This is a genomic window from Methanoregula sp. (assembly GCF_052325125.1).
Lineage (GTDB): Archaea > Halobacteriota > Methanomicrobia > Methanomicrobiales > Methanospirillaceae > Methanoregula.
Genome location: NZ_JBKQWO010000032.1, coordinates 15,905 through 41,256 on the forward strand (window position 1 = coordinate 15,905; position 25,352 = coordinate 41,256).

General features: G+C 57.9%; 31 protein-coding genes. 7 read left to right on the plus strand and 24 right to left on the minus strand.

Features of this window, described 5'->3' with window-relative positions; all coding sequences use genetic code 11:
- Positions 1-432: 432 nt before the first annotated feature.
- Together ACLQMU_RS07330 and ACLQMU_RS07335 are read right to left on the minus strand one after the other, a co-directional pair.
- A complete protein-coding gene (locus ACLQMU_RS07330; protein ID WP_422149880.1) occupies positions 433-1,077 on the minus strand; it encodes a hypothetical protein in 645 nt (214 codons plus the stop codon).
- Between the two features lie 152 nt (positions 1,078-1,229).
- Positions 1,230-1,859, minus strand: coding sequence for a TMEM175 family protein (locus tag ACLQMU_RS07335; protein ID WP_422149881.1), 630 nt, complete (start codon positions 1,857-1,859; stop codon positions 1,230-1,232).
- Between the two features lie 194 nt (positions 1,860-2,053).
- Here ACLQMU_RS07335 and ACLQMU_RS07340 point away from each other — a divergent pair, with 194 nt between their 5' ends.
- Together ACLQMU_RS07340 and ACLQMU_RS07345 are read left to right on the plus strand one after the other, a co-directional pair.
- Positions 2,054-2,539: a cation:proton antiporter regulatory subunit gene (locus tag ACLQMU_RS07340; protein ID WP_422149882.1), complete on the plus strand. Its 486-nt coding sequence runs from the start codon at positions 2,054-2,056 to the stop codon at positions 2,537-2,539.
- Positions 2,539-3,687, plus strand: a complete 1,149-nt coding sequence (locus tag ACLQMU_RS07345; RefSeq protein ID WP_443673634.1) for a cation:proton antiporter — start codon at positions 2,539-2,541, stop codon at positions 3,685-3,687. Before ACLQMU_RS07340 ends, ACLQMU_RS07345 begins: the two co-directional genes overlap by 1 nt.
- A 5-nt stretch (positions 3,688-3,692) precedes the next feature.
- Here ACLQMU_RS07345 and ACLQMU_RS07350 read toward each other — a convergent pair whose 3' ends face one another.
- The gene (locus ACLQMU_RS07350) at positions 3,693-4,337 is read right to left on the minus strand and encodes a DUF2284 domain-containing protein (RefSeq protein WP_424039275.1); all 645 of its coding nucleotides are present in this window, start codon (positions 4,335-4,337) and stop codon (positions 3,693-3,695) included.
- An 89-nt stretch (positions 4,338-4,426) separates the two neighbouring features.
- Between ACLQMU_RS07350 and ACLQMU_RS07355 the strand changes: the two genes are divergently transcribed.
- Positions 4,427-5,131 carry a DUF5714 domain-containing protein gene (locus ACLQMU_RS07355; protein WP_424039273.1) on the plus strand — a complete coding sequence of 235 codons (705 nt, stop codon included), beginning with the start codon at positions 4,427-4,429 and terminating at the stop codon, positions 5,129-5,131.
- On the opposite strand, the gene ACLQMU_RS07360 is transcribed toward ACLQMU_RS07355, so the two are convergent.
- The 5 genes from ACLQMU_RS07360 to ACLQMU_RS07380 all read right to left on the minus strand — a co-directional run bounded on the left by ACLQMU_RS07360 (position 5,119) and on the right by ACLQMU_RS07380 (position 7,996).
- Positions 5,119-5,562 (minus strand): adenylyltransferase/cytidyltransferase family protein, encoded by a 444-nt coding sequence (locus tag ACLQMU_RS07360; RefSeq protein WP_422149885.1) that lies wholly within the window; start codon positions 5,560-5,562, stop codon positions 5,119-5,121. The genes ACLQMU_RS07355 and ACLQMU_RS07360 overlap by 13 nt on opposite strands.
- A complete protein-coding gene (locus tag ACLQMU_RS07365; protein ID WP_424039272.1) occupies positions 5,559-5,930 on the minus strand; it encodes a Mov34/MPN/PAD-1 family protein in 372 nt (123 codons plus the stop codon). The genes ACLQMU_RS07360 and ACLQMU_RS07365 overlap by 4 nt, the downstream gene beginning before the upstream one ends.
- Before the next feature lie 233 nt (positions 5,931-6,163).
- On the minus strand, positions 6,164-6,343 hold the full coding sequence (locus ACLQMU_RS07370) for a hypothetical protein (protein WP_422149887.1): 180 nt from the start codon (positions 6,341-6,343) through the stop codon (positions 6,164-6,166).
- A 531-nt stretch (positions 6,344-6,874) separates the two neighbouring features.
- Complete coding sequence (gene budA, locus ACLQMU_RS07375) at positions 6,875-7,690, minus strand: acetolactate decarboxylase (RefSeq protein ID WP_424039322.1); 816 nt, start codon at positions 7,688-7,690, stop codon at positions 6,875-6,877.
- A 24-nt stretch (positions 7,691-7,714) separates the two neighbouring features.
- On the minus strand, positions 7,715-7,996 hold the full coding sequence (locus ACLQMU_RS07380; RefSeq protein ID WP_424039324.1) for a peptidylprolyl isomerase: 282 nt from the start codon (positions 7,994-7,996) through the stop codon (positions 7,715-7,717).
- Between the two features lie 1,022 nt (positions 7,997-9,018).
- Between ACLQMU_RS07380 and ACLQMU_RS07385 the strand changes: the two genes are divergently transcribed.
- Positions 9,019-9,552: a hypothetical protein gene (locus ACLQMU_RS07385; protein WP_443673635.1), complete on the plus strand. Its 534-nt coding sequence runs from the start codon at positions 9,019-9,021 to the stop codon at positions 9,550-9,552.
- Between the two features lie 7 nt (positions 9,553-9,559).
- Here the strand turns inward: ACLQMU_RS07385 and ACLQMU_RS07390 are convergent, their stop codons facing one another.
- Positions 9,560-10,972: a dihydropteroate synthase-like protein gene (locus ACLQMU_RS07390; RefSeq protein ID WP_424039327.1), complete on the minus strand. Its 1,413-nt coding sequence runs from the start codon at positions 10,970-10,972 to the stop codon at positions 9,560-9,562.
- A 41-nt stretch (positions 10,973-11,013) separates the two neighbouring features.
- On the opposite strand from ACLQMU_RS07390, the gene ACLQMU_RS07395 reads away from it, so the two are divergent.
- Together ACLQMU_RS07395 and truA are read left to right on the plus strand one after the other, a co-directional pair.
- Positions 11,014-11,691: a CehA/McbA family metallohydrolase gene (locus tag ACLQMU_RS07395; RefSeq protein ID WP_422149088.1), complete on the plus strand. Its 678-nt coding sequence runs from the start codon at positions 11,014-11,016 to the stop codon at positions 11,689-11,691.
- Positions 11,646-12,482, plus strand: a complete 837-nt coding sequence (truA, locus tag ACLQMU_RS07400) for a tRNA pseudouridine(38-40) synthase TruA (RefSeq protein WP_443673636.1) — start codon at positions 11,646-11,648, stop codon at positions 12,480-12,482. The genes ACLQMU_RS07395 and truA overlap by 46 nt, the downstream gene beginning before the upstream one ends.
- An 11-nt stretch (positions 12,483-12,493) precedes the next feature.
- Here truA and ACLQMU_RS07405 read toward each other — a convergent pair whose 3' ends face one another.
- From ACLQMU_RS07405 to ACLQMU_RS07465, 13 genes are all read right to left on the minus strand, one after another.
- Positions 12,494-13,798 (minus strand): NAD(P)-dependent malic enzyme, encoded by a 1,305-nt coding sequence (locus tag ACLQMU_RS07405; protein ID WP_443673637.1) that lies wholly within the window; start codon positions 13,796-13,798, stop codon positions 12,494-12,496.
- A gap of 288 nt (positions 13,799-14,086) precedes the next feature.
- Entirely contained in the window at positions 14,087-14,596 is a 510-nt protein-coding gene (locus ACLQMU_RS07410) for an arsenate reductase ArsC (RefSeq protein ID WP_424039331.1), read from the minus strand.
- Positions 14,597-14,646: 50 nt separating this feature from the next.
- Positions 14,647-14,907: an NAC family transcription factor gene (locus tag ACLQMU_RS07415; protein WP_424039333.1), complete on the minus strand. Its 261-nt coding sequence runs from the start codon at positions 14,905-14,907 to the stop codon at positions 14,647-14,649.
- Positions 14,908-14,910: 3 nt separating this feature from the next.
- Positions 14,911-16,263, minus strand: a complete 1,353-nt coding sequence (locus ACLQMU_RS07420; RefSeq protein ID WP_424039334.1) for a cobyrinate a,c-diamide synthase — start codon at positions 16,261-16,263, stop codon at positions 14,911-14,913.
- 237 nt (positions 16,264-16,500) lie between these two features.
- Entirely contained in the window at positions 16,501-16,812 is a 312-nt protein-coding gene (locus ACLQMU_RS07425; protein WP_422149093.1) for a putative hemolysin, read from the minus strand.
- Between the two features lie 99 nt (positions 16,813-16,911).
- On the minus strand, positions 16,912-17,715 hold the full coding sequence (trpA, locus tag ACLQMU_RS07430) for a tryptophan synthase subunit alpha (protein ID WP_422149094.1): 804 nt from the start codon (positions 17,713-17,715) through the stop codon (positions 16,912-16,914).
- The gene (trpB, locus tag ACLQMU_RS07435) at positions 17,712-18,884 is read right to left on the minus strand and encodes a tryptophan synthase subunit beta (protein ID WP_424039336.1); all 1,173 of its coding nucleotides are present in this window, start codon (positions 18,882-18,884) and stop codon (positions 17,712-17,714) included. Before trpB ends, trpA begins: the two co-directional genes overlap by 4 nt.
- Positions 18,881-19,459, minus strand: coding sequence for a phosphoribosylanthranilate isomerase (locus ACLQMU_RS07440; RefSeq protein ID WP_422149720.1), 579 nt, complete (start codon positions 19,457-19,459; stop codon positions 18,881-18,883). The genes trpB and ACLQMU_RS07440 overlap by 4 nt, the downstream gene beginning before the upstream one ends.
- Positions 19,450-20,205 carry an indole-3-glycerol phosphate synthase TrpC gene (locus tag ACLQMU_RS07445; protein WP_424039338.1) on the minus strand — a complete coding sequence of 252 codons (756 nt, stop codon included), beginning with the start codon at positions 20,203-20,205 and terminating at the stop codon, positions 19,450-19,452. Before ACLQMU_RS07445 ends, ACLQMU_RS07440 begins: the two co-directional genes overlap by 10 nt.
- Positions 20,195-21,223 carry an anthranilate phosphoribosyltransferase gene (gene trpD, locus ACLQMU_RS07450; RefSeq protein ID WP_422149722.1) on the minus strand — a complete coding sequence of 343 codons (1,029 nt, stop codon included), beginning with the start codon at positions 21,221-21,223 and terminating at the stop codon, positions 20,195-20,197. Before trpD ends, ACLQMU_RS07445 begins: the two co-directional genes overlap by 11 nt.
- On the minus strand, positions 21,220-21,813 hold the full coding sequence (locus ACLQMU_RS07455; RefSeq protein ID WP_424039340.1) for an anthranilate synthase component II: 594 nt from the start codon (positions 21,811-21,813) through the stop codon (positions 21,220-21,222). The genes trpD and ACLQMU_RS07455 overlap by 4 nt, the downstream gene beginning before the upstream one ends.
- Positions 21,810-23,366 carry an anthranilate synthase component I gene (gene trpE / locus ACLQMU_RS07460; protein WP_424039341.1) on the minus strand — a complete coding sequence of 519 codons (1,557 nt, stop codon included), beginning with the start codon at positions 23,364-23,366 and terminating at the stop codon, positions 21,810-21,812. The genes ACLQMU_RS07455 and trpE overlap by 4 nt, the downstream gene beginning before the upstream one ends.
- Positions 23,367-23,737: 371 nt before the next feature.
- A complete protein-coding gene (locus tag ACLQMU_RS07465) occupies positions 23,738-24,109 on the minus strand; it encodes a hypothetical protein (RefSeq protein WP_422148220.1) in 372 nt (123 codons plus the stop codon).
- Between the two features lie 113 nt (positions 24,110-24,222).
- Between ACLQMU_RS07465 and ACLQMU_RS07470 the strand changes: the two genes are divergently transcribed.
- Positions 24,223-24,816 (plus strand): hypothetical protein, encoded by a 594-nt coding sequence (locus ACLQMU_RS07470; protein ID WP_422148219.1) that lies wholly within the window; start codon positions 24,223-24,225, stop codon positions 24,814-24,816.
- Positions 24,817-24,891: 75 nt separating this feature from the next.
- Here ACLQMU_RS07470 and ACLQMU_RS07475 read toward each other — a convergent pair whose 3' ends face one another.
- Both ACLQMU_RS07475 and ACLQMU_RS07480 read right to left on the minus strand, forming a co-directional pair.
- On the minus strand, positions 24,892-25,125 hold the full coding sequence (locus tag ACLQMU_RS07475; protein WP_422148218.1) for a hypothetical protein: 234 nt from the start codon (positions 25,123-25,125) through the stop codon (positions 24,892-24,894).
- Between the two features lie 102 nt (positions 25,126-25,227).
- On the minus strand, positions 25,228-25,352 hold a 125-nt coding region (locus ACLQMU_RS07480; RefSeq protein WP_373007013.1), incomplete at its 5' end, for a CxxC-x17-CxxC domain-containing protein.

A 25,352-nucleotide genomic window follows, 5' to 3' on the forward strand; every position in this document is an offset into this window, starting at 1 on the left:
CTCACAAAACCTGTTATCGGAATGAACGGATGAGCGCGAACAATGATCGCGGATCTATCATTATTTATCATCACGGATGGACAAAAAAGGATCTGTTTTGCCGGTCGCTGTCTGTTTCCCGAAAAGACCCCCGGGTGATCACTTTCACCCCGCCCGGTCGGGTGTTTAAACACCGGTTCTTTCAACAGTTAGTATGGGAAGGACTGGTAACCCCTGTAAAAAAAGGTCTCGTGCCCGGCACTAGTCCGGTGCGAACCGTAGTCCTCCCGGCCTCTCAAAAAAACCCTTGAATGATATCTGTGTCAGATGCATGAGCGGGATCCTCTCACCCCTTCTCACGCTCACACTCTTTTCGCGTTTATTGCCATTTTCCATTCTGTCACTAAAAATAGTTATCAGGAGGGAACGATCTCCGTTTTATTTTCCCGGATTTTATTCCTGACGTCCTTTCAACGTACCAGAAACTTTAGAGTCAATTTTTTTAAAGATATCAGAATGCTCTGCCAGTGCCTGCAATGCCCTCTGCTTATGGACATATGCCGGATACCACACGGTAAAGACGATAGCGAGTACCATGAAAACCCATTTTAAGTTATCCCAGAACATAAGGCCCGGGTCCGGTCGGAACAGCAGGAAAGCGTCAATAGCCGTGCTGAGTGTGAATGCAACTCCCCATACCGCAGTGATGATATAATTTACCCGCATGAATGGCGCACTCTTGACACGTTCGGGGTCCACGCCTTCCCGTGAGTACTGGAGGGTGAACGGGAACCGGAACAGCATCGTCGCCCAGCAGACGAGCGTAAGGATCAGCATCGAGAGTACCGAAATGTAACTTGCGAGATGGTACAGCTTCAATCCGATGATCAGGATGAAGAACACAACGAAAAACACAATCGTGACCACGGAAAGGATATACCCCTGGAGCAGTTGCCGGTAACTCGTCAGGACGGTGAGCACAATACCGACAATAAAAGCGAGGGTCAGGCACATCAGGGGGTTTCCCAGGGGAGCTTCAGCAACAAGGGTGAATGCGATCCATGGCACAAAAGCTGTAAGAAGTGATATCAGGTTCATTGCGTTAGGAGAGGAGGATATCAGGAAGGATAACACTTTTGTTTTATACGCCGGTGCCTGATCCCGCCAAAATCATGTGAACCTGCCGTCCCCGGGGTGGTCTGCAGGCAATCCCCGCTGATCCGGGCCCAGGGTTTCCTATTTTCCGGTCGTCACCCGGAGATGTACTCTACACCATAAAAGACAAAGGGGAGCGTCATGTAGATCGCTGTACTCCAGGTACTTCCCGCCAGTGCGAATATGATGCCTGCGATGGAGACCGCGGGGACAACGAGGTTCCGGGAACGGACTTTCCTGATGTATGCCGGTTTCAGCGTTGACTCGGTCAGCCGGTGGTCGTTTGTTGCGTACCACCACTGGAGGGATATACCCAGGCCGATGAGAAGGAGGTTGGACTCAAACACCATCGCACCGACCGGGACGTTCGAAAAAGCGCCGGAAAATGACGCCGAAAAGGGGAGGAGTGCGACAAACATGAGCGTTACGAGATTAATCCAGGTGAACAGCTTGTCGGGGGTCCGTACTGAATGGAACTGCATGTGCTGGGTGAGCCAGAACGCCCCGAGGATAAGAAATGCGAGAACATAGTGCATGAAACTGGAATAGAGGGCGAGGAGAACCTGAAGGGCATACGCATTTGTTGGCACCAGGGTCGCCTTATCCGGCACACTCAGGCCGATGACAAGGAGTGTCATCGCAAACGCAAAAATGCCATCGGAAAGCGCCTCCAGCCGGCCCTTCGTGAGATGGGATTCATTGCTCCCTTCATTATCCTCAGTCATAATCTCTCTCTTCCGTACTGGGAAGCGATCGGATTTATGTGCTTGGGATTTTTTAACTGCAGGCGATGCTGGTTCACCACGATTGATGAAAACCGGAAAAGATCGGATGACAGGAAAGAAAGGCCGGACTTTTCCGGTTGCGGCGTGACAGCGGAGGAGTAATATATTTTAGGATCATTTCTCTAATGTCTCCTATGGCTCTTCGATCCCTCAACCTTCCCGGTGTCGGCACAAAATACGAATTCGAGACAGACAAGGGTGATACGGTCGCGATATTTTTCACAAAGACCGGGGTCATCCAGATGTATACCCTCCAGAAAGGCTGCCACACGCCGAGCGCCGCCGAGATGACACCGGTGGAAGCGCGGAGGCTGGGAAACATCCTCACCGGGGCGATCATCGAGGCCGACCAGGAGAGCGTGGAGATCGCGTTCTCGGCGCTTGCCGATCTCCGGATCACCCTCCACTCGTATATCGTCCCCCGGGCCATCGCAGGAAAGACGATCGAAGACCTTAAGATCCGGGCAAAGACCGGGACGACCGTGATCGCGGTCTCCAGGAATGATATGAATATCATCAATCCCCCGCCATCGTTCGTGTTCGAGACCGGCGATGCCGTACTGGTCATCGGGGAAACCGACCAGCTCAAATTATTCGAACGCGAAATCATGGTGGATTGATGGAAGGCATCATAATCGCCCTTTTTGTCTGCCTCGTGCTCGCGCTGGTCAGCAAGTACCTGACCATCCCGGCGATCCCGTTCTACATCATCGCCGGGGTCGTCCTCGGCCAGGCCGGCCTCGGGATCGTCGCATCCGACCAGCTCAGCAGTTTCTTCTCCGATATGGGGCTGATCTTTTTGCTCTTTTTCGTGGGCCTCGGCCTCAAGATCGACAAGATCTCCGACAACCGGTCCGCGGTGCTCACGAGCGGGATGATCGACCTCAACGTCAACATGATCATCGGGTTTGTCGCGGCCTACCTGCTGGGCTTTTCGCTTGTCCAGTCACTTATTGTCGCCGCAGCCTTCTACATTTCCAGCACCGCGATGGCGATTACCTCGTTAATCGAGAACCGGAGGCTGATGATGAGGGAGTCCGAAACCATCATCTGGCTGATGGTCTTTGAAGACCTCGTGATGATCATCGCCCTTGCCATGCTCTCGGCCGGCAACCAGAACCTGCTTTTGTTTGCCGCAAAGATCATCTTCGTGCTGGCTATCCTCTACGTGCTCGCCCGGCATGGCAAGGAATTCCTGGTCTCGATCCTCGACCGCGATGACGAACTGCCCGTCCTGTTCACCTTTGTTGCCGTGATCTCGACTGCCGGGGGGGCCGAGCTCCTCGGTATTCCCGACACCCTTGCGGTAATTGCCCTTGGCGCCGCGTTCGCGACGACCGACCCGGATGCGTTCGAGCAGCATGCCCGGCCGTTCAAGGACGTATTCCTGGTGATCTTCTTTGTCTTCTTCGGGATCACCATGAACCTGTCCGGGAGCGTTGGTCTCGGCGTGATCGCGATCATCTGCCTCCTTGCCATCGCGAGCAAGCTGATCTCCGGCGTCCTGACCGGGATTGCGCTCTATGGATCGGCAAAGTCGGGTCTTGAGATCTGGGCAAACACGATCGCACGGGGCGAGTTCTCCATCGCACTTGCCGTGCTCTACGGCTCTCCTCCGGTTGCCGCCACTATCGCCGTGATGGTGATCGTGACCTCCCTTGTCGGGTCGTTTGTCGCGAAGTACTACGGGTCGCTCTCACGGGGGTTCGGGGGAAAAAGGCGCCATCATCACGCGCCGCCGCCGCACCGGGTGCGTGCGGGCCACTGACCGGATCATTCTACCAGCACAAGCCCGACCGAGTGCACATAGGAATGCACGATCTTGCCGTACTCCATGTTCTTGCACGGGATCGTGGCGAGGTCCCAGCCGGCGTTTTTTGCGGTGGCAAAGACGTCTATCCCCGCAGCTTCCATGCTGGGCCTGACCAGGTCCATGTGCCGGCACTTCCGGCGCAGGCTCTCGTCCACGACGCCTTCTGATTCCTCCGCTATGCAGTGCTGGTGTTCGCACCAGATACAGGGATAGCCGCCAAAGCCGAAAGCCTTGTAGAACCCGTCATAGAAAGCGGTCTTCTCAAGAAAATGGACTGTCCCGTTCACCCAGAGGATCAGGTCACGGAAATACGGGTGGAAGTCATCGGGGATATCATCGGGCCCGAATGCCCCGTGCCCCGGAACCCCGTCAAAACGGATCAGCAGCGCCGTTTCGTATTCCCCGATCATACGCCGGGTCTCCTCCGGCGCCGGGGCGTACGGCGGGCAGCCGAAGTGCTTCCCGTACCCCTTGCACCCGTAGCGGCACTTGAACCTCACCCATTCTGCTACGACAATATCACCCGGATCGATCTGTTTCGCACGGGCGCCCCGCTCCCCGGCGAGTACGGTGAGTTTTTCCATTTCACTGGCACAGTCCTGCATACCGGTCACCTCATGCAGAGGATGCGCGCTCGGATCGATAAAGTTTTCCTGCATGCTGCCCTCTCATATGACAATACACGAAGGTTCCTATGTCCGATCACCGCACAGGGTGCATGGTCTGCGGCAAACCGCTCCGCTACCTCGAATCCCCCGAACAGCACGAGTGTGCGTACTGCCACAGGGTCCTGACGACCAATGCTGTCTGCGAGGACGGGCACTTTGTCTGTGATGCCTGCCACAGTCTCGGCGCCGATGATGCGATAGAGCAGTACTGCGCGAAGACCACCGAAACCGATCCTCTCAGGATGGCGATCACCCTGATGCAGAACCCGGTCGTCAACATGCACGGTCCCGAGCACCATTTCCTCGTGCCCGCCGTGCTCCTTGCGGCGTACTGCAATGTTACCGGCCAGCCGGACCGGAAGGCAAAGCTGATCGCGACGGCACGGGAACGCGCCGGCATGATCCGGGGCGGGGCCTGCGGTTTTATGGGGGACTGCGGTGCTGCGGTGGGCACCGGGATCTTCATATCGCTTGTTACCGGCGCAACGCCGCTCTCGCACCGCGAGTGGCAGCAGGCGAACCTCGTGGTGGCAAAAAGTCTTGAAACAATCGCCATGCACGGCGGCCCGCGCTGCTGCAAGCGCAACACGTTCCTTGCAATTCAGGGAGCGGTCGCCTTCGCACAGGCACAGCTGGGCGTGACGATCCCGGTTTCCCCGGCCGTCACCTGCCAGTTTTATGGCATGAACAAGGAGTGCAGGACCCGAGACTGCCCGTTCTATCCGCGCTGATCCCCGCCGCCCCGTGCGTCGATGATCCGCTGGACGATCCGGCGCGAGCTCGCGAGGTCGCCATCCGCGTATCTCCCGATACGGACTACCTCTGCACGAAGCCCTCGCGCCGCCAGCTGGCTTTTGAGATGTTCCTCATCGAAGTACTGGTTGAACCCGATCGTAATAATGTCGGGGCGGATCTCCTCTATGGGGCGGAACATGTCGGTCTGGTCGCCGAGGATCGCATGGTCCACGGGTTTGAGCGCGGCGATCATCGCCCGGCGCTGCTCTTCCGGGACGATCGGGTGGGGCTTGTGCTTCACGTTTGCATCCCTGGCCACAATTACAAAGAGCTCGTCGCCGAGTTTCCTTGACTCGGAAAGGTAATAGAGGTGCCCCGGGTGGAGGATGTCGAAGGTGCCGGTGGCAACCACGCGCCGGGAGGTCATGCGATCACCGCGAGTTCACAGGGCTCGCCGTCCGCAGTAAAGCATTTCCAGTCATTCTCGCGGTACGGGGCGCCGATGATAAGGTTATACCTGCCGGCCCGGGGAAAAAAATTCAGGTCCGCATCAGACGGCCGGAGCACGCCGCTCGGGTGGGAGTGGGCGCTTCCGGCGCGGTGGGTGCCAAGCGGCATCATGTCAAAGAAGACCTGGGCGGACGCACTCCCGGCGATCGTGCCGGGGAGGAGGTTGAGTTCGCTGATCACCCCGTCATCCTCAGTGAGGAGCGCGGCAAACTCGTTCGGGTGGCTGTTTTTCCCCAGTTCGAGCAGCAGCGAAAGGAGTTCTTTTTTGATCCCGCGAATGGTCATGATGGCACACGAAAAAAGCGTTCCGGCGCTTGTACCGATCCATTCGTGCTGGTATGAGAAAAAAGGCTCGCAAAAAGGAGGGGAGCAGTCCCGGTTGGATCTTCAATAAGTATGGTTCCCTGTGGACAGCCCTCCCGTGGAGGGTTTCCCGGGCATACGGGACCTCCTGTGTCCCTCAATGCCCGGCATTCTTCCCCCTCACGAGTGCCCGGAGCAAAAGATTGTCCGGGTCGTTACGAGCCGGACTGGCCGTTGAGCCATTTTAAGAAGGCTGCGATCAGGTCGCTGTCTTTCTGGTCCCCGCCCTGTGCCTGACCCTGACCGGGCCCTGCTGCGGCAACCATAGGTACCAGGGCAAAGGCTGCACATAACAGGATTACGGGTACGAGTCCGATTTTTCGTGTAGTTTTCATGATATATTCCCTCATGATGAGCAACTGCATTTTTCCCGCAGTTGTCATGTCCGCCCTTCTTTGAGCAGTCTCTTATAAATTGGAAACTCGTGCGGGGTCAATTACTTGCAAAAACAGACTAAGGATCCTACCCGCGGGTTAACATTATCGCCATTGCAGTTACACTGCAGGCCGGCAAAAAAACCGTGTGCCTGTCTATTTTTAGTGGGAACGTGCAGGAACGGTTAAAACCGGTTCAGGCCCCTCCCGGAACCATTCCCCCTCCCGGGATCTGTGCGCTAATGAACGATTTTTCAGGTCCCACCGGACCTGCTGCTCATGCAGGTGTTGTCATGAGCGGCCCTGCAGGAAGCATATGCGGTTACCTAGTAAGGAGGGGGCGCGCGGGATTATCCCCCGACCAGGGGCTGCCCGGGTATACGGGCCCGCACGGTAATGGTATGAAAAATAATCCCCTGGCGCACGCTGATGAACAGGAGCGATCAAAAATTGTTGTCGGGTTTTTATCAGGGCAGCGGGCAGGAGAAGATGCTATTGTTCGACCGCGGCAACCGCGCCGCTCATGTTGGCAGTCAGGTTGGTCCCGGTAAACGCACCGCTAGTCGGAAGAGCCACAGTATAATACGGGGTGATATCGTACTCGACGCTGCTGTTGGCAGGTACGGTCATGTCGAGGATGTGCCCGCCCATGGTATGATCATCGGACAGAAAGTGGAGGTGGTATCCCACTGTGTTGAGGTCCTGTATGAAAACCGGGGTATAGAACCCGACAACTGTCCCGGTAACGTTCGCATACGTATGTACCTTCTCCCCTGCTGCTGCGACAGTCATGTTGGGGTACGGTTTCTCCTGCCCCGGGATTGCCCGGACGGTCACAGAGGGAAAGGTGCCGTGGATCTCTACCGCGTAGATCATGTTCTGCGAAGGGAGTTGTGCGGCCATTGCAGTTGCAAACTCTGAAAGGTTCATCGCATGATCGGGGGTGGCCTGCCGGATATCGGGGGAAAAACAGGTCACGGTCGCAAACGGCGTGGTCTGGTCGTCCGCTGCGGGGACAACCGTACCGTCGGCCTTCGCCTGCCAGACCTGGCCGTCAAGCACGATCATCTCACCGTCAAGCCGGTCAAAGGTGCCTATCCCGAAATCGCCGTGTTTTTTGAGTTCGGCTACGGTAACGGTACCGTCATACACTCCCTGCATCAGTGCGCTGATGGTCGAGACCTGGTACAGGGTGTCATGCTCCGCGGAATCAGCCAGGTTGAGATGAGCAAAACCGGTATAGACGGCAGCCCCGGCAATGACGATCGCCACTGCAACGCCGATGCCAAGAAAAAATTTATAATTCATCGTTTCAGGCCGGGCCGGTTTCGCCTATTTCTTGCCGGTGACCTTGATGATATGGTACCCGAACTGGGTCTTCACCGGGCCGATGACCGAGCCCTGCTCTGCGGCAAACGCGGCCGCTTCAAATTCAGGGACCATCTGGCCCTTGCCAAACCAGCCGAGGTCTCCCCCGTTCTTTTTCGATGGGCACGAGGAGAAGCGCTTGGCGACAGCGGCAAAGTCCTCGCCGTCGGTGATCCTCTTCTTGATCCTGTTTGCATCGTCCTCTTTTGTCACGAGGATGTGGGATGCACGTACCTGTGTGGTCATGTATAGTGATGGGGAGGTTTTGGGATAAAAGGGTTGATGGGTCGGGGCTCGAACAGGAAATGTTCCGGCCGGATATTTACGGAAAAGTCCGGGACCTGCGCTGGAGATTCCGGAAAAACCGGCACGATAATCTTGGGCACCTCCCACCTCACTCCCTGATTGGGGTACTACCTCCGCCAGACCTCATACAGGGTGGCAGATCCACTCCCTCCCATCCGGGCCCATATTGAGCCCGGATTACCCTTTTCAGGATCCAATCGGAGCCCAATTTGGCCTCCGTTTAAAAATAAGCCCATATTGGCCTTATTTTGGCAAACGGACGAAATAAAAAGTTCACGTATACGCGTTTTACGGGCCGATCTCAGGTAAAACGGGCATTTGTTTCGATCCCGGAAAAAGAGGCTGCCGGAAGGCTTCTATGGCCCATCTAGGGCCATTATATGGGGCTCAAATCGGGCTTATTTTGTCAAATAAAGTGATATATGCGCTCATTTTCAGTTCCTTTGGAATCGGAAGGTTTTACGGGCTTATTTTTGAGAGACTTGCGCTGTGTCATCTCCCCTTTTTTGCAGGGGAGTTGCTCGGGTACGCGAGTGAATGGTTTCTCTTCATGGGAGGCATCGCGAATAGCGCCCCGTCCCCCTTGGGGGACTGGTGGCGCAAGCGGGGGCTGCATGATATTGTCCGGATCTTTTCCTGTACGAAATCTGGCTGATCCCGGAAATTTTCCTGCACTTCAAATTTTCATCTCAAAAATTTGGCCGTACGGACTTTCGTCCGGAATTTTTTTGGATTTTTCAATTTTCAAACCGGAAAAAATACGGCCGGTGAACTTTCATTCCAAAAATTTTTGCGATTTTCAAATTTCGCGGCCAAAAAAAGTACGGGGTTTCTGATCCCATGGCCCAGGTCATAGAGTGGGATTTACGACGGGGAAGTGAGTCAGTTGCCGAACTTACACCCTTTTTTCCAACTTTTGCACCAACTTTTTTTGGATTTTTCAACTTTCGACCGGAAAATTTTTGGATTTTAGAAATTTCAAACCGGAAAAAATCCGGCCCAAAAAATTTCGCGGCAAAAAGATCCGGCTGTACGAACGTTCACGCCAAAATTTTTTGGCCGGAAAAAATTTTAAACCGCACGGCCATAACGCGATCGGCCGGAAAAATTTCCGGGATACACTTTCTTTCCGTCGTAAGACGTCCCTTGGAGAGGGTTTTTCCGGATTTCACAACGATCTTCCGGAATTTTTTTCGCGCGAAAAGTCTCACGCAGGAAAAAAGTTCGGGCGTAAAGCTGATTCTGGAGCGGTCTCTTTGAAAATCCCATTATTAATCATCAAAAGTGTCGGCCTGGGAACCCGGATGTGTTCCCATTATCCCTCTTTTGATTTAGTTAGGTTACCGTCAGCTCGTTCGTCAGGTGCGATGAGTACCGCCGCCCCCGAAGGGATGCTCCCGCGGCGGATCAAGAAAAAAAACAAAAAACTTCCCTGCCCTCCCCCGGGAGGGGCCCTGATGCGGGACCCCCTCGTACATTTTCGGCGAGAGCTATGATTCCTCTCTAAAACTCCCCATCCTGCTCGAAGCTCCTGCCGTACCGGATCGCCAGTTCCGCCTTGTACAGTTCCCGGCCAAGATATCCTGCATGGTCGAGGAGTGAGACATGGCCTTCCGAAAGAAGCGTGTGGAGCACGTCCTGCCACCGCTTTCCCTTCACCGCCTTCCCGTTGATCACCGCAACGATCTGGTCGCCTTCGATCCCGATCCGGAAGTTGCCCTTCGGGTCGTAGGTGATCTCGTCCGGCATCCGCCGTGCCGGGATGTGGGTCTCGCATTCGAGCGGCGGTTCGCGCCGGCGCCGTTTCTCCTTGAGCACCAGCAAGCCGATGCCGAGATCCTTTGGATAAGGCCGGTCCCGGGTGAGAGCCATCATCTCTGTTGCCCGCCGCATCTCCCGGATCGAACCCCGGGTCTTGTCCGAGTGTTCGCTCGTGAAGATAATCGAGGCACCGGCCTCCTTTGCCATGCCGGCAAGGAGCGCATTGATGCCGATCGAGTCTGCATCGAGGAGTTCGGCCACGTTTCCCGCGCCAAAGAAGAGCGGGCAGCCATAGTCCTTAAACTGTGCAAGCGAGGCGACCAGTCCTGAACCGACCGGCTGGAGGAGGGGATCGGCAATGATGCAGCTGATCCCGGCGCGCCGTGCCCGGGCGATGTTTTTCGCAAGCGTACTCCCGCCGGGCACTACCACGGCCGCCGCTCCCGCACGGGCCACGTCCTTCCCCACCTTCGGGATATTTGCCTCCTGGAGCGAGAGCACGAGGTCGGCCCGGAAGAGCGCCGCCCGGATCAGGGCCGGGTCCTGCGTATCCACCGCAAGCGGCCTGTCGATCCCATCCACCGCGGAAAAGACCCGTTTCACGTCATCCTGAGTCGCATCGAAGCCAAAGCCGAGATCGACGATGTCGGCCCCACAGGAAAAATACTGCTCTGCACGACCCGCGATATCCTCCACCCAGTGGGCGTCCATGATCTCGGCGAGCACCTTCATCCTTGAAGCCCCGCCGATTTTCACTCCCCTGATCACGAATTCCGGCTCAGCCGCGTTCTCTGCGTCCGCCACCCGGTGCATCGCATCCTCTGCATTTTTTGCCGCGAGGAAATCGTCAGCAGGTACGGTGCCCGAGAGCGGACTCTTTCCTACAAGCGGGAGAACCCACGCGAGGTCAGCCGCATGCCGGGGCCCCCGGTACACGGGCATCCCTGTCTCGCGCTCTACCTGCGCAAACGAGACGGTGCACATCCCCGAGACCATGACGGCATCGTACGTGCCTTTTGCGATCAGGTCCCGGAGTGCACGGGGGGTCAGAAACGAGGCAATCTTTCCTGTCACGACCACATCGGCATCGAAACCGGCTGCTGCCCGGCGCACCGTTTCTGCGGTAGCTGCACCTGTGGGGAGGAGGATTCGCATACGTTTTCTTAATACCAGAGAGATAAAAATACTATGATCAGATGCTGACCTGCGATCTGCACGTGCACACGAATTTTTCCAAAGATGGCGAGAGCAGTGTCGAAGAGATACTCCGTCAGGCAGAGGCAGTCGGGCTCGATGCGATTGCCATCACCGACCATGACTGTGTCGATGGGGCAAAAAAGGCGCTCACGTGCAACAGTTCCGTCCTCGTGATCCCCGGGATCGAAGTCTCGACCCGGCAGGGCCACCTGCTGGTGCTGGGGGTGACCGAGGTCATTCCCGCAGGGCTTGATGTGCGCGAGACGGTCAGGATCGCCCGGCGCATGGGGGGGCTCGTGATCCTTCCCCATCCCTACCACATGTGGCGGCACGGTGTCGCCCGGAGGGCCAGGGCCGCGATGAACATCGTGGACGCGGTCGAGGCCTTCAACAGCCGTTACATTGTCGGTTCGGCCAACCGGAAGGCAGGCCGGATCGCGGCACGGCTGCACAAGCCCTGTGTCGGGGGGAGCGACGCCCACAACGCACGTTTCGTGGGTTTCGGGAGAACATTTGTCGAGGCAGAGCCGGACATGCAGGCCATCTTTGCGGCCATCCGGAAGGGGCAGGTTTCCTGCGGCGGGAGAAAAACGCCCCTGCGCACGTACACCCGCCAGTCGCTGAACAACACATGGAGAAGGATCAAACGGCTGACCCGGCGGTTCCGCGTCCGGTGAGGCTTGCATTCCGGGTTTCGTATCTCGGGACCCGGTTCTATGGCTCGCAGCAGCAGGAGTCCAGCCGCACGGTCGAAGGCGAGTTTATCGCCGCGTGCCGGCGTCTTGACCTTTTTTCGGACTGGCGGGCCGCAGGCTTTTATTCCGCCGGCAGAACGGATCGGGGGGTGCATGCCCGGGGGCAGATCGTCGCATTTTCCACGTCCTATCCCGATCGCGCCCGGCAGGCCCTGAACAATCAGCTGCCGCTCGATATCTGGTGTACCGCATCAGCTGAGGTATCCGATACCTTTCATCCCCGGTACGATGCCCGGTCCCGTACCTACCGGTACTATTACGCCGAACCGGTACGCGATCTGCAGGCAATGGAGGTAGCAGCCCGGCTGTTCCTTGGCGAGCACAACTTCTCGAACCTGGCCAGGGTCGGCGACAAGAACCCATGGAGAACGATCCTCGGGATCCGTACCGGCTTCGACGGGAGGTTCACCTATCTTGAGGTCACCGCCCATAGTTTCCTCTGGCACCAGGTACGGTGCATGGCGGCCGCGCTCTTTTCCGTTGGCATTGGCGAGCAGGATGCGGACGGGATCCTGTTACTGCTCAACGAAAAGACCCGCCGCCCGATCCCACCGGCCCCGGCAGAAGGGCTCGTACTCTGGGATACGGACTGCGGGATCGCGTGGGTGCCGATTGAAAAAAGCGAGCGCAGCGGCACGTACTGCGCTGAGCTCCGGCGTCACCATGCGCTCATGGAGCAGGTGTGCCGGGTGCTCAGGCCGGAACAGCCGTAAGCGACGATCTTTTAAAACTCCCGGGCACAGCCGCTTGCGACTGCCGCTTCGCGCACGGCCCCGGCCACGGCTTTTACCACGCCCCGGTTGAGCAACCGGGGCAGGATGCGCTCCCGCCGGGGGCTTTTTACGTACCCGGCAAGGGCGTGTGCGGCCGCAATTTTCATCTCATCGGAGATCCGGGTCGCACACACGTCGAGGGCGCCGCGGAATATGCCCGGGAAAGCGAGCGCGTAGTTGATCTGGTTGGGGTAATCGCTGCGTGCCGTGCCGACCACGGCCGCCCCGGCGAGGAGAGCGTCTTTTGGCAGGATCTCGGGCATGGGGCTTGCCAGCGCAAAGACGATCGGGTCGTCTGCCATCGACCGGATCATGGCCGGCGTCACGATCCCCGGCACCGAGACGCCGATACAGACATCCGCCCCTTCCATCGCATCGGCAAGCGAACCTGTCCGCCCGCCTCTGTTGGTCTCCTCCCCGATGATAAATTTGTACTTGTTCGCATACAGCCCCTCCCGGTCCCGATGGATGATCCCCTGCGTGTCGCAGACAATGATATCGTTGACGCTCGGGAAAAGCCCGGGGTCGTAACCGATGTGACGGAGCATGCGGGTGATGGCAAATCCTGCCGCCCCGGCCCCGCAGAGAACGATATTCAGGTCCCCGAACTGCTTTTTTGTCACCCGGCAGGCATTGAGCAGTGCGGCGAGCACGACCACTGCGGTACCGTGCTGGTCGTCGTGCATCACCGGTATCCCGATGCCCTGCAGCGCCTCTTCGAGTTCGAAGCACTTGGGAGCCGCGATATCCTCAAGCGCGATCCCGCCAAAGACCGGAGCGATGTTCCTGACGTCGTCGGCAAATTCCGTGTGGTAACTCTCAAAACAGATGGGAAAGGCGTCGATGCCGGCGAGCTTCTTGAAGAGGAGGGCTTTTCCCTCCATCACGGGAATCGCGGCGTAACCCCCGATATTCCCGAGTGAAAGTACGCGGGAACCATCTGATACAATGGCGATCGTGTTGGCCTTGAGCGTGTACTTCCAGGCCAGTTTCGGGTCTTTTGCGATCTCCCCCGAAACCGCCCCGACCCCGGGGGTATAGGCAAGCGAGAGATCATGCCGGTTTTTCAGCCGGACTTTTGAATGGACTTCGATCTTTCCACGGTATTTTTCATGGAACGCGAGCGAGTCCGCGTAGATGTTCTCCCGTTTTTTTGTTCTCTGCCCGGTCATGGAACCACGCGCCGAATAGTTCAATGGTGGGAGCGGGGCATGATGAACCTTTGTGCAAAAAAGAGGGCGGGTCGAAATTGCCATAGCTCCGGAAAAGCATCAACCCGCTCCGTAATAATTTCCTATGGACTCGTTTTTAATAGGGTAAAGAGATCGTTTCTCCCACACCAGGTACGATTGCGTGCCGCCGCCCCCGAAAGGACGCCCCCGCGGCGGATCAGTAACTAAAAAACTCCCTTGCCCCGCCGTGGCCCGGAGGGCCCTGAGGGGCCCTGAGGTGGGGAACCCTCGTACCGTTTTACCGGTTTTCATAATTCTTCAAGAGAACTATTTAGCGGTTCGTGCCTGGTTTTCCAGAGGAGAATCCCCGTTTTACCCCGGCAGCCCCGGCCCGAACGTCGCATTGATCCACGCACAGATTGCGTCCCGTACCCTCCGGTACCCGTCGAGGATCTCATCATCGGTTCCCGGGGTGAGGTGCGGGTCGGGAAACCCGTGGTGGATCGTTTTTTTCGCTGACGGCACCATGGGGCAGACGGCATGTGCGTTGTCGCAAAGCGTGACGGCAAGATCGAACGGGACGCCCTTGAAGGTATCGAGCGACTTTGGCTGGTGGCCGGAGATGTCTATCCCGATCTCCTTCATCACCTCAATCGCACGGGTACTCACCCGGCCGGCAGGGCGGAAGCCGGCCGAGAAGACCTCGTATTTATCGCCGTACTTTGCCCGGAGGTAGGCTTCAGCCATCTGCGATCGGGCCGCGTTTGCGGTGCAGACAAAAAGGATACGGGGCTTGTTCATAGTCCACATTTCTGATGATGGACTGCTGCCCTTATACAATTTCTCTTTAAAGTACAGCGCTACGTTCACGAGGCCGATCATCAGCAGTATTTCCCTAAAAAGGCTGATACCGGGAAAAAATCGTCTCGCAATTATTTTATTGTGGCCTGGTGGTATTCAGCCAGCATCGCTGCGGCGTACTCGTCCGCAAGGGCCGGCGGGATGTAATTGTTCTCCCGGATCCGGTGCATGAGTTCCGCCTTGATCTCAGCATCGCCGACAAGCCCCCGGGCAGTTACGGCTGCAAAGGCCGCATCGAGGCCGGTGATCCCGACCCGTTTTCCCGCGACCGTGAGCTGCCGGGTCCCGGAGAGTGCATCGGCCGCACAGGGTGAAAGCGTGTTTTTATACATCGTTTAATGTTTCCCTGCTGTTTTTTTAAACGCTGCAGCGGCCGCAACGAACCGCCGGCAGAACGCATCAGTGAAATATGCATGGGTATATGCGCCGATGGTGGAATATTCCGTGAGCCCATCGTTGCCGTTCCCGATTCCGGCCCCCTGCCCGAGCCGGATCGCAAAACGAACCTCCGGATCGCACTCGATCCGGGAGTAATGGAACTCGTGCCCCCGGATCGCAACCGTTCCCGTCCAGAGGCCGGGCCGATTCCCGAAAGCGCCTTTCACGTACCCGAGTGCCTGGAGTTTTTTTGTCATGACCGCCCGGGCCGGGAGCACGCCCGCCATTTCGTACGTGCGATCCGCTTCGAGCGAGCCGCTGAGGTACATCAGCCCGCCGCACTCCCCGTAGATCGGCATGCCCACTTCCGCCCGCTCGCGGATGAACTGCCGGCACCGCGAGCGTTCGAGCGGTTCTGCGTGCAGCTCGGGATACCCGCCGCCGATATAGAGCGCGTCCACCTCCGGCTCCGTATCAGCCATCGGTGAAAAGGGCCGGAGCTCCGCACCGGCCCGGGCGAGCCGGTCGAGGTTGTCCTGGTAATAGAAACAGAACGCAGCGTCGCGTGCGACCCCGATGACCGGACGGTGCCGGGCCGCATGAGTTTTTTGTGCGACAGGCGCCGGAACATTGAGCGGCGGTGCGGCCCGGGCGACACCGAGGATCCGGTCGAGATCGCACGTTTCGGAAATCACCCGGCCGTAGGTCTGCATCGCCGGCGATTCGGACGCCATTAAAAGGCCGAGGTGACGGCTCTTTACCTCGCTCTCCGGCTGCCGGGGCACCCAGCCGAGCGCCGGGACAAATTCCTCCTCTGCGATCATCTGCCGGTGCCGGTCGCTCCCGATCCGGTTGTAGATGATCCCGGCGATCTTCACCCGGGGATCGAAGTCACGGAAACCCCGGACCACCGCGTGGATGCTGCGTGAGACCGCGTGCGCATCGACAACAAGGATGACCGGTGCTTTGAGGATCCGGGCCACGTGTGCAGCGCTTGCAGTATCGGAACCCTTCATCCCGTCAAAAAGCCCCATGGCCCCTTCGATGACTGCGATGTCTGCACCGGTCGAAGCAGCGGCAAACGTCCGCCGTATCCCGGTCTCTCCCATCATGCATACATCGAGGTTCCGGGACGGCCGGCCGCAGATGAGCGTGTGATGGGAGGGATCGATGAAGTCCGGGCCGGTCTTGAACGGCTGGACGGTTATACCCCGGGCCACGAGCGCCGCCATCAGGCCGCTTGCGATCGTAGTCTTGCCGCAGCCGCTGTGCGTACCGGCGATCACGACCCGGGGGATGTCTGCCTGCATGATGATGTTGTTTGCCGGCTTTGCGGGAATAATTTGTTGTTTGTGTCACCCTGAATGGGGCACAGTTTTCCGGGCACATCAATCATCCAGAGATGGCGGGTATTTCCCTGTGCTCTGGTATATCAGAAGATCCAGGTCCCGGTAATCCGGGACGCAGATGCCGGCAGGAGGTGAAAATTCATGACGTGCCCGCGGATCCTGAATGCCAAAACAGATAAAAAGAGTTTGTTCTTGCGATTATACGGTGACGTTCGCGGCCTGGCACCCCTCTCCACGGTAGAGCGCCCACTCTTCGCAGGTAGTTCCGTTCGGGAACGTACACATGCCGTACTGGCTGCCGTCAGCGTTCGTCTTGATCTCGGTGGTGCCGCCGATATTGCCGCAGTTGACCGAAGCCGGGTTGGCCATGCCGGTGGTGCGGGTCGGCGTCGCAGCAGGTGTGGTGGTTGTTGTCGGTACAGTGGAGGACGACTGGGTACAGCCGGCAAGGATGATGCAGGCAGCAACACAGAGCCCAAGGACAAGAATTACAGTGAATCCCGATTTCATAATCCAGATCGATTAATATTCCCCCATGGATGATAAAAAAAGATCGAATTGTTCCCTGGGTCTAGGATTCGTTCGCCCGGATCCGGAGGGGGATTTCTGCTACTCCTCGTTTTCTGCCGCTTTTTTCATCCCGGCAACATACTGCCTGAGCTCTTTTTCCATCGCCATGGTTTTGCCAAGGGTTTTTTCCACGATATCCACGATGGCGCTGCCGACAATGACCCCATCGGCGCCGGCCTCCCGGCAGGTCTTCACGTGATCGGGTGTCGAGATCCCAAATCCGAGGGCAAGCGGGAGGCTTGTGTGCTTTCTGACCCGTTGGAGGAGTGCAAGGGCTTCGGGCGACACGGTCTTTCGTGCACCGGTGACCCCGAGAACCGAGACCAGGTAGAGATATCCGCGTGCCCGGCGCACGATGATGTTCATCCGTTCGTCGGACGTAGTCTGCGTGACAAGGAAGATCGGGTCGATGCTGTACTTTGCAGCGATCTCCACAACCTCCTCCGATTCTTCGACCGGCATATCAGCCACGAGGATGCCATCAACGCCAGCCTCGTGCGCCTCGCGGTAGAACCGGTCGATCCCCCGGCGGTAGATCGTGTTGTAGTACGTCAGGAAGACGATGGGCACATCCGAATATCCCCGGACTTCCCGGACAATTTCAAAGATCGTATCGGGCGTGGTCCCGGCGGCAAGCGCCCGGTCGTCCGCCCGCTGGATGGTAGGGCCGTCCGCGACCGGGTCCGAGAACGGCACGCCAAATTCAAGGATGTCTGTCCCGCCATCGATGAGCGCCTTTGCAATCCGGACCGAGGTCTTTTGGTCCGGGTCCCCGGCCACGGCAAAACCGATGAACGCTGTCTCGCTTTTTTCTGCAAACACAGATTCAATGCGTCCCATCATGCCGCCCCCGGTGCCGGAGCGATCCCGGCGACATCCTTGTCGCCCCGCCCCGACAGGTTGATGATCACGACATCCCCCTCGTCGAACCGGTCCGAGTTTTTAAGAACATACGCGACCGCATGGGCAGACTCAAGGGCCGGGATAATGCCCTCCGTTTTCGAAAGATACCGGAACGCGTCCAGCACTTCGTCATCCTGCACAGCGTGGTAGGCCACCCGGTGCGAGTCCCTGAGCATTGCGTGCTCGGGGCCCACCCCGGGATAATCGAGGCCGGCTGCCACGCTGTGCGTGGGGAGCACCTGTCCGTTTATGTCCTGCAGCAGGTACGAGAGCGTACCGTGCAGCACGCCGGGATCGCCGGCACAGAGCGTCGCGGAATGCTCGCCCGTTTCGATGCCTTTTCCCGCCGCTTCGATGCCGATCAGCTCCACGTCATCGGCAAGGAACGGGTGGAATATGCCGATCGCGTTTGATCCGCCGCCGACGCAGGCAACGATGGCGTCCGGCGTCCTGCCCTCTTTTTTTAGGATCTGCTCGCGCGCCTCGCGCCCGATCACGGACTGGAAGTCGCGCACGATGGTCGGGAACGGGTGGGGGCCGACCACCGATCCGATCAGGTAGTGCGTGTCCGTGACACGCGCAACCCAGTCGCGGAGCGCTTCGTTGGTGGCATCCTTGAGTGTCCTGGTCCCGGATGTTACCGGGTGCACGGTTGCGCCCATCAGTTCCATCCTGAAGACGTTGAGGGCCTGGCGCTGTGTGTCGACTTCGCCCATGAAGACCTCGACCTTAAAACCGAGTGCAGCCCCGGCAATCGCGGTCGCGACCCCGTGCTGGCCGGCACCGGTTTCGGCGATCAGCCGCTTTTTGCCCATGCGTTTTGCGAGAAGCGCCTGCCCAAGCGTGTTGTTGAGCTTGTGCGACCCGCCGTGCACGAGATCCTCGCGTTTCAGGTAGACCTTAAAGCCAAGGTCCCGGGACATGTTTGTGCAGAACGTGAGCGGCGTCGGGCGTCCCGCGTATTCCGACTGGTATGCGGCAAGTTCCTTTTCAAATGCCGGGTCGTGCGTCGTTTTTGTGTACGCGTCTTCGAGTTCGATCAATGCATTCATCAGGGTTTCCGGGACATACTGCCCGCCGTACTTCCCGAACCGTCCTTTTCCTGTCATAATGCCTCCCGTGCAGTGGCAATAAACGCTGCAATTTTTTTATGATCTTTTATTCCCGGTTTTGTCTCGACGCCGCTTGCGACATCGACCGCGTAGGGCCGGATCTCCCGGATCGTGTCTCCGACATTTTCCGGATTGAGTCCCCCGGCAAGGATGACCGGCACCGCAGATGTTTTTACCACTTCGCGGGCAAACGCCCGGTCAAAATGCCGGCCTGCGCCCATACTTTCGTCCACGATAATCGCGCTGCAGTCCGTGGGCACCTTGTCCCCGCGTCCGATCACTCGGAGCACCCGGGCGCCCGGGTCTGATTCAAAAACAAACGGGTGCGAGATCTGGATCGCGTCCGGCCGGAGTGCGAGGATCTTTTTGAGATCGTCTTTTGATTCTGTGTGCGTGACAACGACCCGGGTCACAAACGGCCCGAGAGCATCAAAAATTTCCCGGGTTTTTGATTCCGGCACAGAGCGGCGCGAGGTCGGCGAGCACATGACGACCCCGATCGCGTCGGCCCCGGCTTTTTCCGCGAATAGTGCATCCACAACTCTTGTAATCCCGCAGATCTTTACGCGCACACGAATTCCTCCAGTTTTTTTCCGGGTGCCTGGTGGGCCATGAGAGACGAACCGATTAAAAACGCATCGCAGTACGGGCGCATCTCACGGATATCGTCCGCTGAACGCATCCCGCTTTCCGATACGACCAGCCGGTTATTGACCCGCAATTTTTCCGAAAGGTTACGGGTCGTGGACCGGTCGATGGTCATGGTTGTCAGGTCCCGGTTGTTGATCCCGATCAGCTGCGCACGTGTCAGGAGGGCGCACTCGATCTCCCGGGCGTTCCTCACTTCCACGAGCGGTTCAAGGCCGGCACCGTACACGGCATCGACAAATGCCGGCAGCCGGTCGCCAAGAACGCCCGCGATGAGGAGCACCGCGTCCGCCCCGAGCGCTTTTGTCTCAGCAATCTGGCGCATGTCGATGACAAAATCCTTCCGCAGCACCGGCACGCTGACCGCCTTCTTGACCCGGGCGATATCCGCGCCCGAACCGCCAAAGAAGTACGGCTCGGTAAGAACGGAGATCCCGACACAGCCCCCGTCCGCAAGAACGCCGGCCATCATTGCCATGTCCACGTTCCTGCGGATAACTCCTCCGGAGGGCGAGGCGCATTTGATCTCGGCGATCACCGGGTTCTTTTTTTCCGCAGAACGGATTGCCGCTTCAAGGCTTGCGTGCCGGAATCCGTCCGGCTCCGGGAAGGTGGCGGGGAGTTTCTCCACCCGTTTTTTTGTACGGCGGACAATCTCGTCAAGGATCATATGCCGCACCCCGCGTTGCAGTGACCAGTGCATCCAGTTTTCCTTTTGCTTTCCCGGAATCGATCGATCCGGCTGCGAGCCGGATTCCCTCAGCGAGCGTTCCGGCCCGGCCGCCTACGTAGATTGCAGCGCCGGCGTTCATGAGCACGACGTCGCGTGTAGCACCTTTTTTCCCGGCAAGAACGGAACGGAGGATACGTGCGTTCTCCTCCGGGTCGCCGCCCGTAAGATCGGCTGGTGCGGCCCGGGCAAGCCCGAATTGTTCCGGCGCGAGGGTGTAGTTCGTAATCCGGCCGCCGTAAAGTTCCGTCACGCTCGTTTCTCCCGTGACCGTGATCTCGTCAAGTCCGCTGCCAAAAACGACCATCGCACGGGAGACCCCAAGCAGGTGCAGCACTTCCGCAACCGGTCCGGTGAGCTTTTCCGCGTAGACTCCGAGAACCTGTGCGTCAGCCCCGGCCGGGTTTGCAAGCGGGCCAAGGAGGTTAAAAACCGTCCGGCACCCGAGGTCCTGGCGTGCGGCCATCACGTGTTTCATCGCCGGGTGGTGGCTTGGCGCAAAGAGAAAGACCATCCCGGTTTCCCGGACAATTTTTGCCTGGGCCGCCGGGTCAATTCCGATCGTGACCCCGAGCGCCGCGAGCACATCCGCCGACCCGCAACGGCTGCTCACGCCCCGGTTGCCGTGCTTGACGACCGGGACTCCGGCTCCTGCGGCGACAAAGGCCGCGGCGGTACTGATGTTGAAAGTCTGTGCGCCGTCTCCTCCGGTGCCGCAGGTATCGACCAAAACCCCGGAAACCTGTGGTTTTATGCTGACCGCATGGTTCCGCATCACGCGGGCAAATGCCGCGATCTCCACCGGGGTCTCCCCCTTCATGCGCAGCGCGGTCAGAAAACCGCCGATTTGCGCCGGTGTAGCCCCCCCCTCCATGATAGTGTCCATGACTGCAGCCGCTTCCGGTGAAGCAAGATCACAACCATCCACCACTTTTGCGATAGCCTCTTTTATGGTCATGCGCCCACCCGCCGTGGTCCGAACAGGAAGTTTTTCATGAGCATGTCGCCATCATGCGAAAGGATGCTCTCCGGGTGGAACTGCACGCCTTCGATGGGATATTTTGCGTGCCGCACGCCCATCACAAAACCGTCATCGAGGCTCTCGGCCACAACAGGGAGCTCCGGCGGGAGTGTGTCCCTTTGAGCCACAAGTGAATGGTAGCGGGTGGCAGTAAACGGCGAGGGCAGCCCCTCGTAGACACCCTTGCCGTCGCTCTTGATCTCCGAGGTCTTACCGTGCATGAGGTGGCCGGACCGGACGACCCGGCCGCCAAATGCGGTGCAGATGGCCTGGTGGCCGAGGCAGACACCGAGTGTCGGGATCGTTTTACTCATCGTGTCAAGAACCTCGAGGCAGACGCCTGAATCCTCCGGTGTGCCGGGCCCGGGCGAGAGGATGATCCGGTCGCAGCCGGTTTTTTCCAGCTGCGAAAGTGGCGTGTCGCAGGTGAAGACCACGGGCCGGCCCCCGAGTTTTCCTACCTGCTGGTACAGGTTAAACGTGAAACTGTCGTAGCAGTCCACGATGAGGACTGTCGGAGCGTTCACGGTGCCACCCCTGCCCGTTCGATCGCCCGCATCATTGCAGCAGCCTTGTTCTCGGTCTCGGTCCATTCATTCTCGGGCACCGAGTCCGCAACGATACCGGCCCCGACCTGGATGCCTGCCTTCCCGTTCTTTACGCTCACTGTGCGGATCGCAATAGCGAACTCGAGGTTCCGGTCAAAGCCGATATACCCGACAGCACCCGCGTAGAGCCCGCGTGCGTCCGGCTCGGTCTCTCCGATGATTTGCATCGCCCGGATCTTCGGGGCGCCCGAGACCGTCCCGGCCGGGAAACAGGACTTGAGTGCATCGTAGCAGTCGAGGTGGTCCATGAGCGTCCCGTGCACGGTCGAGACCATGTGCTGGACGTGGGAGAACTTCTCAATGCCCATGAACTCGGAGACTTCAACCGACCCGAATTTGCAGACCCGTCCGACATCGTTCCTCGCGAGATCGACAAGCATCGTGTGCTCGGCCCGCTCTTTTTTGTCGAGCAGTAGTTCCTGCGCAAGCCGCTTGTCCTCGCTCTTATCCTGGCCCCGGGGCCGGGTGCCGGCGATCGGGACGGTGGTCACGCGCCGTTTCTCCACCCGCACGAGCATCTCGGGGCTTGCACCGATTACCTGCTCGTCCCCGAAATCAAGGTAATACATGTACGGGCTCGGGTTGATCGTCCGCAGCGCCGCGTAGATGGGGAACGGGTCCGATGCAACCGCACATTCCATTCTCCGCGAGAGAACGGCCTGGAAAATATCCCCGGCCACGATATGCTCTTTGATCTCTTCGACCGCATGCGTGAACGCTTCGCGGCCGGTGTTGTCCGTGACTGCGGGAGATTTCCCGGCATTTTGGGAAGTTTTATTGATGGTCTGGGCCGGTGCTCCCGGTGTTTTTGGCGTTTCGTTGATCGACGCGATCCGGCCGGCGAGCTCCGCAATGTGCGCGGCACAGCGCCGGTATTCCGTGGCCGGGTCGGTGTCGTAGGTCAGAAACGGGCTGGAGAAGACGAAGAGTTTTCGTTCCAGATGATCGAAGACGATGCAGTCTTTCGTGAGCATGAACCGGGCATAGGGAGTATCAGGGGACGTGTTACTATGGTGGTTTTTTACCTGGCTGAAGAGTGAGTGGACGATGTCATAGGCAAAATATCCAACCATGCCGCCGAAAAACCGTGGGGCCCTGAGGTTCACGTAATTGAATCGTGAGATAATGGAACGGATCCGGTCAACCGGGTTCTCGCCTTCCGGTTCACGTGCGATCGCGACAAAGATGTCGCTGCCGGTTATGGTCACGCCCCGGCCCAAGGTGACCACGCACGCGGGATCGATCCCGACGTACGAGTACCGGGCGATCTTCTCGCTCCCTTCCATGGATTCAAGGAGGAACCCGTTTCCCTTCCGGGTTTTCAGGAACACGTCCAGTGGCGAGCAGTGCGGCAGCGAAAGTTCGGCGCAGAGCGGTATCACCAGCGGTTTTGGCTGGTCGCTCACCGCAGTAAGGAATTCATCAGGCCCAAGATTCAGGTTCAGTGCGTTTTGAATAGTATCCTTCTCCATCCCATCGGCATCACCAACCTACGGTTTGTATGAATGTACCCCGGGCAGGAACGAGGTGTGTGAAGGTTCCTGCCTGAACAATCAGCACCGGTACAGGCATCATGCGAAGATGCGATCAATCTCCGCAGGCCTCCTGCTAAAATGCTTATATTCGGTTGTTATTGTACATATTTATACATTATTGTTATTTTCTGTAAGTTGATGTAAAGGTAAAATCAATGTTTTCCGTGTCCGGTCCCGGTGAGAGTGAAGATAATCCGGGAATATTAAACGGCCATAAAAAATCGATACCGGGGTGATCAAAGGCTTTGGCACCAGTGCAGAAAAGGGCAGGGACCCGGCGTTTCCTAAGTTCGCCCCTCCGGGTCAGCTCACTCCACTTTTATACCCTTGCTGCGGAGCGCTTCAGTTTTCCTCTTCGAACACTCTTCGCACCGGAACTCGGGAGCGGTATCCCCGCTTTTATCATAGTCCCCCGAGCGTACCAGCCGGTACCCCCGCGCGACTTTGCCGCAGTCCACGCAGGTGATGTTCTCTTTGACCTCCCACTGCGCAGCAAGCGACTGTGATGTGAAGATAAACTGGTCAACCCAGAAAAAGATCAATCCGCCGATCAGGTTTGCAACAACGGCGGCCACGATCTGCCCCATTGCGGCAAGGAGGATACCGACCCCGGCCAGAATCGGGGTGCTTGCCTGCCACCGGAGGAGGTAGAGTGCATACCGTTTGAAATTGATCCGCATACAGGGATCTTCGGAACGGTGGGTTAAAGCGATTGTGCCAGCAGCCCCAAACGGCACGAGGACTTTATACCCCGCCGGATAAATATTAGGAACTACACGTGACGTGAGGATCTATGTGGCCGAACAAGCAGCAATCGCTCGGGTGGGTTTTTGTCTCGCGGATGATCGGGATCATCTCTTTTCTGATCGTGGTCGTACTGGCAAATATCCTTCTCAATTACATCAGCAATGATCTCTATAAATCAGGAGTGGGATTCCTCAACTCTAACTTCTGGCTGCTGCTTCTCATCGGTATTATCATATTTGTCGCTGACATATTCGGGGCATTTCCCTTCCCGCTGAACCTGCCGGCCCCGATCATAAAGGCGATTGGCAGCGTTTTTATCATCGCATTTGTGCTCAGGGTATTTCAATGGGTTGATTCAGCCACGGGAAATGACATCTACCATTACTTCTGGCTGCTCTCCTTTGTGATCGTCCCGATAGTTTTTATCATGGTTCTTGTGAGCGGATATTACGAGATCATCTGCGACCTTTGGGCCAAAGCGAAGATACGCGACGAGTCAGATACCGTTGTCCATGCATATGCAGCCGACCTCCCCGTATCATCATCGTCCCAAAAATCCTGGGATGATGTCGGTGCTGAACTGCGGATGATGCTGTACGATCTTCTCCACCGGTTCCGCGAAGAGATCCGGAAACGTTAGCATTCCTGGGCTGCAGTCATTATGGGCGGGAGAGCCCGGGCTGCAAGGAGGGGGCATTGTGCGGATTATCACCGCTTACCAGTCCGGGTTTTCCTCGCGGAATTTTTTTTCTTTTGCCGCAAGTTCTTCGTTTGTCAGATGGGCCGGCATACAGATACACCGGTGTTCGGTAAAGACACCGGCCACAAAACTACCCTGCGGTTCACCTGTGCGGCATGCGCCATAGGTCTCAGTATCGTAGTCATGGTAAACCTGCGGGAGATTCTTCTCTCTGGCGCAGGCGAGTGCCTCGTGCCATGATCCTGCCATGATTGGAGTATTGCAGCACCTGAGGTATTATATATAGTGAGCCGGAGCATCCGCTCGAAAATAAAAACCCCAAAAAGAAAAAAATGAATGAAATTTGTGTAATCAGAACCGGGGTTTCCGGTGCTTGGGCAGGCAGTCCCTGCAGTAAACCGGCCTTCCCTCAGTTGGCTTGAAGGGGACTTCGCACTCTTTTCCACAGTCTGAACAGACCGTCTTTGTCATTTCTC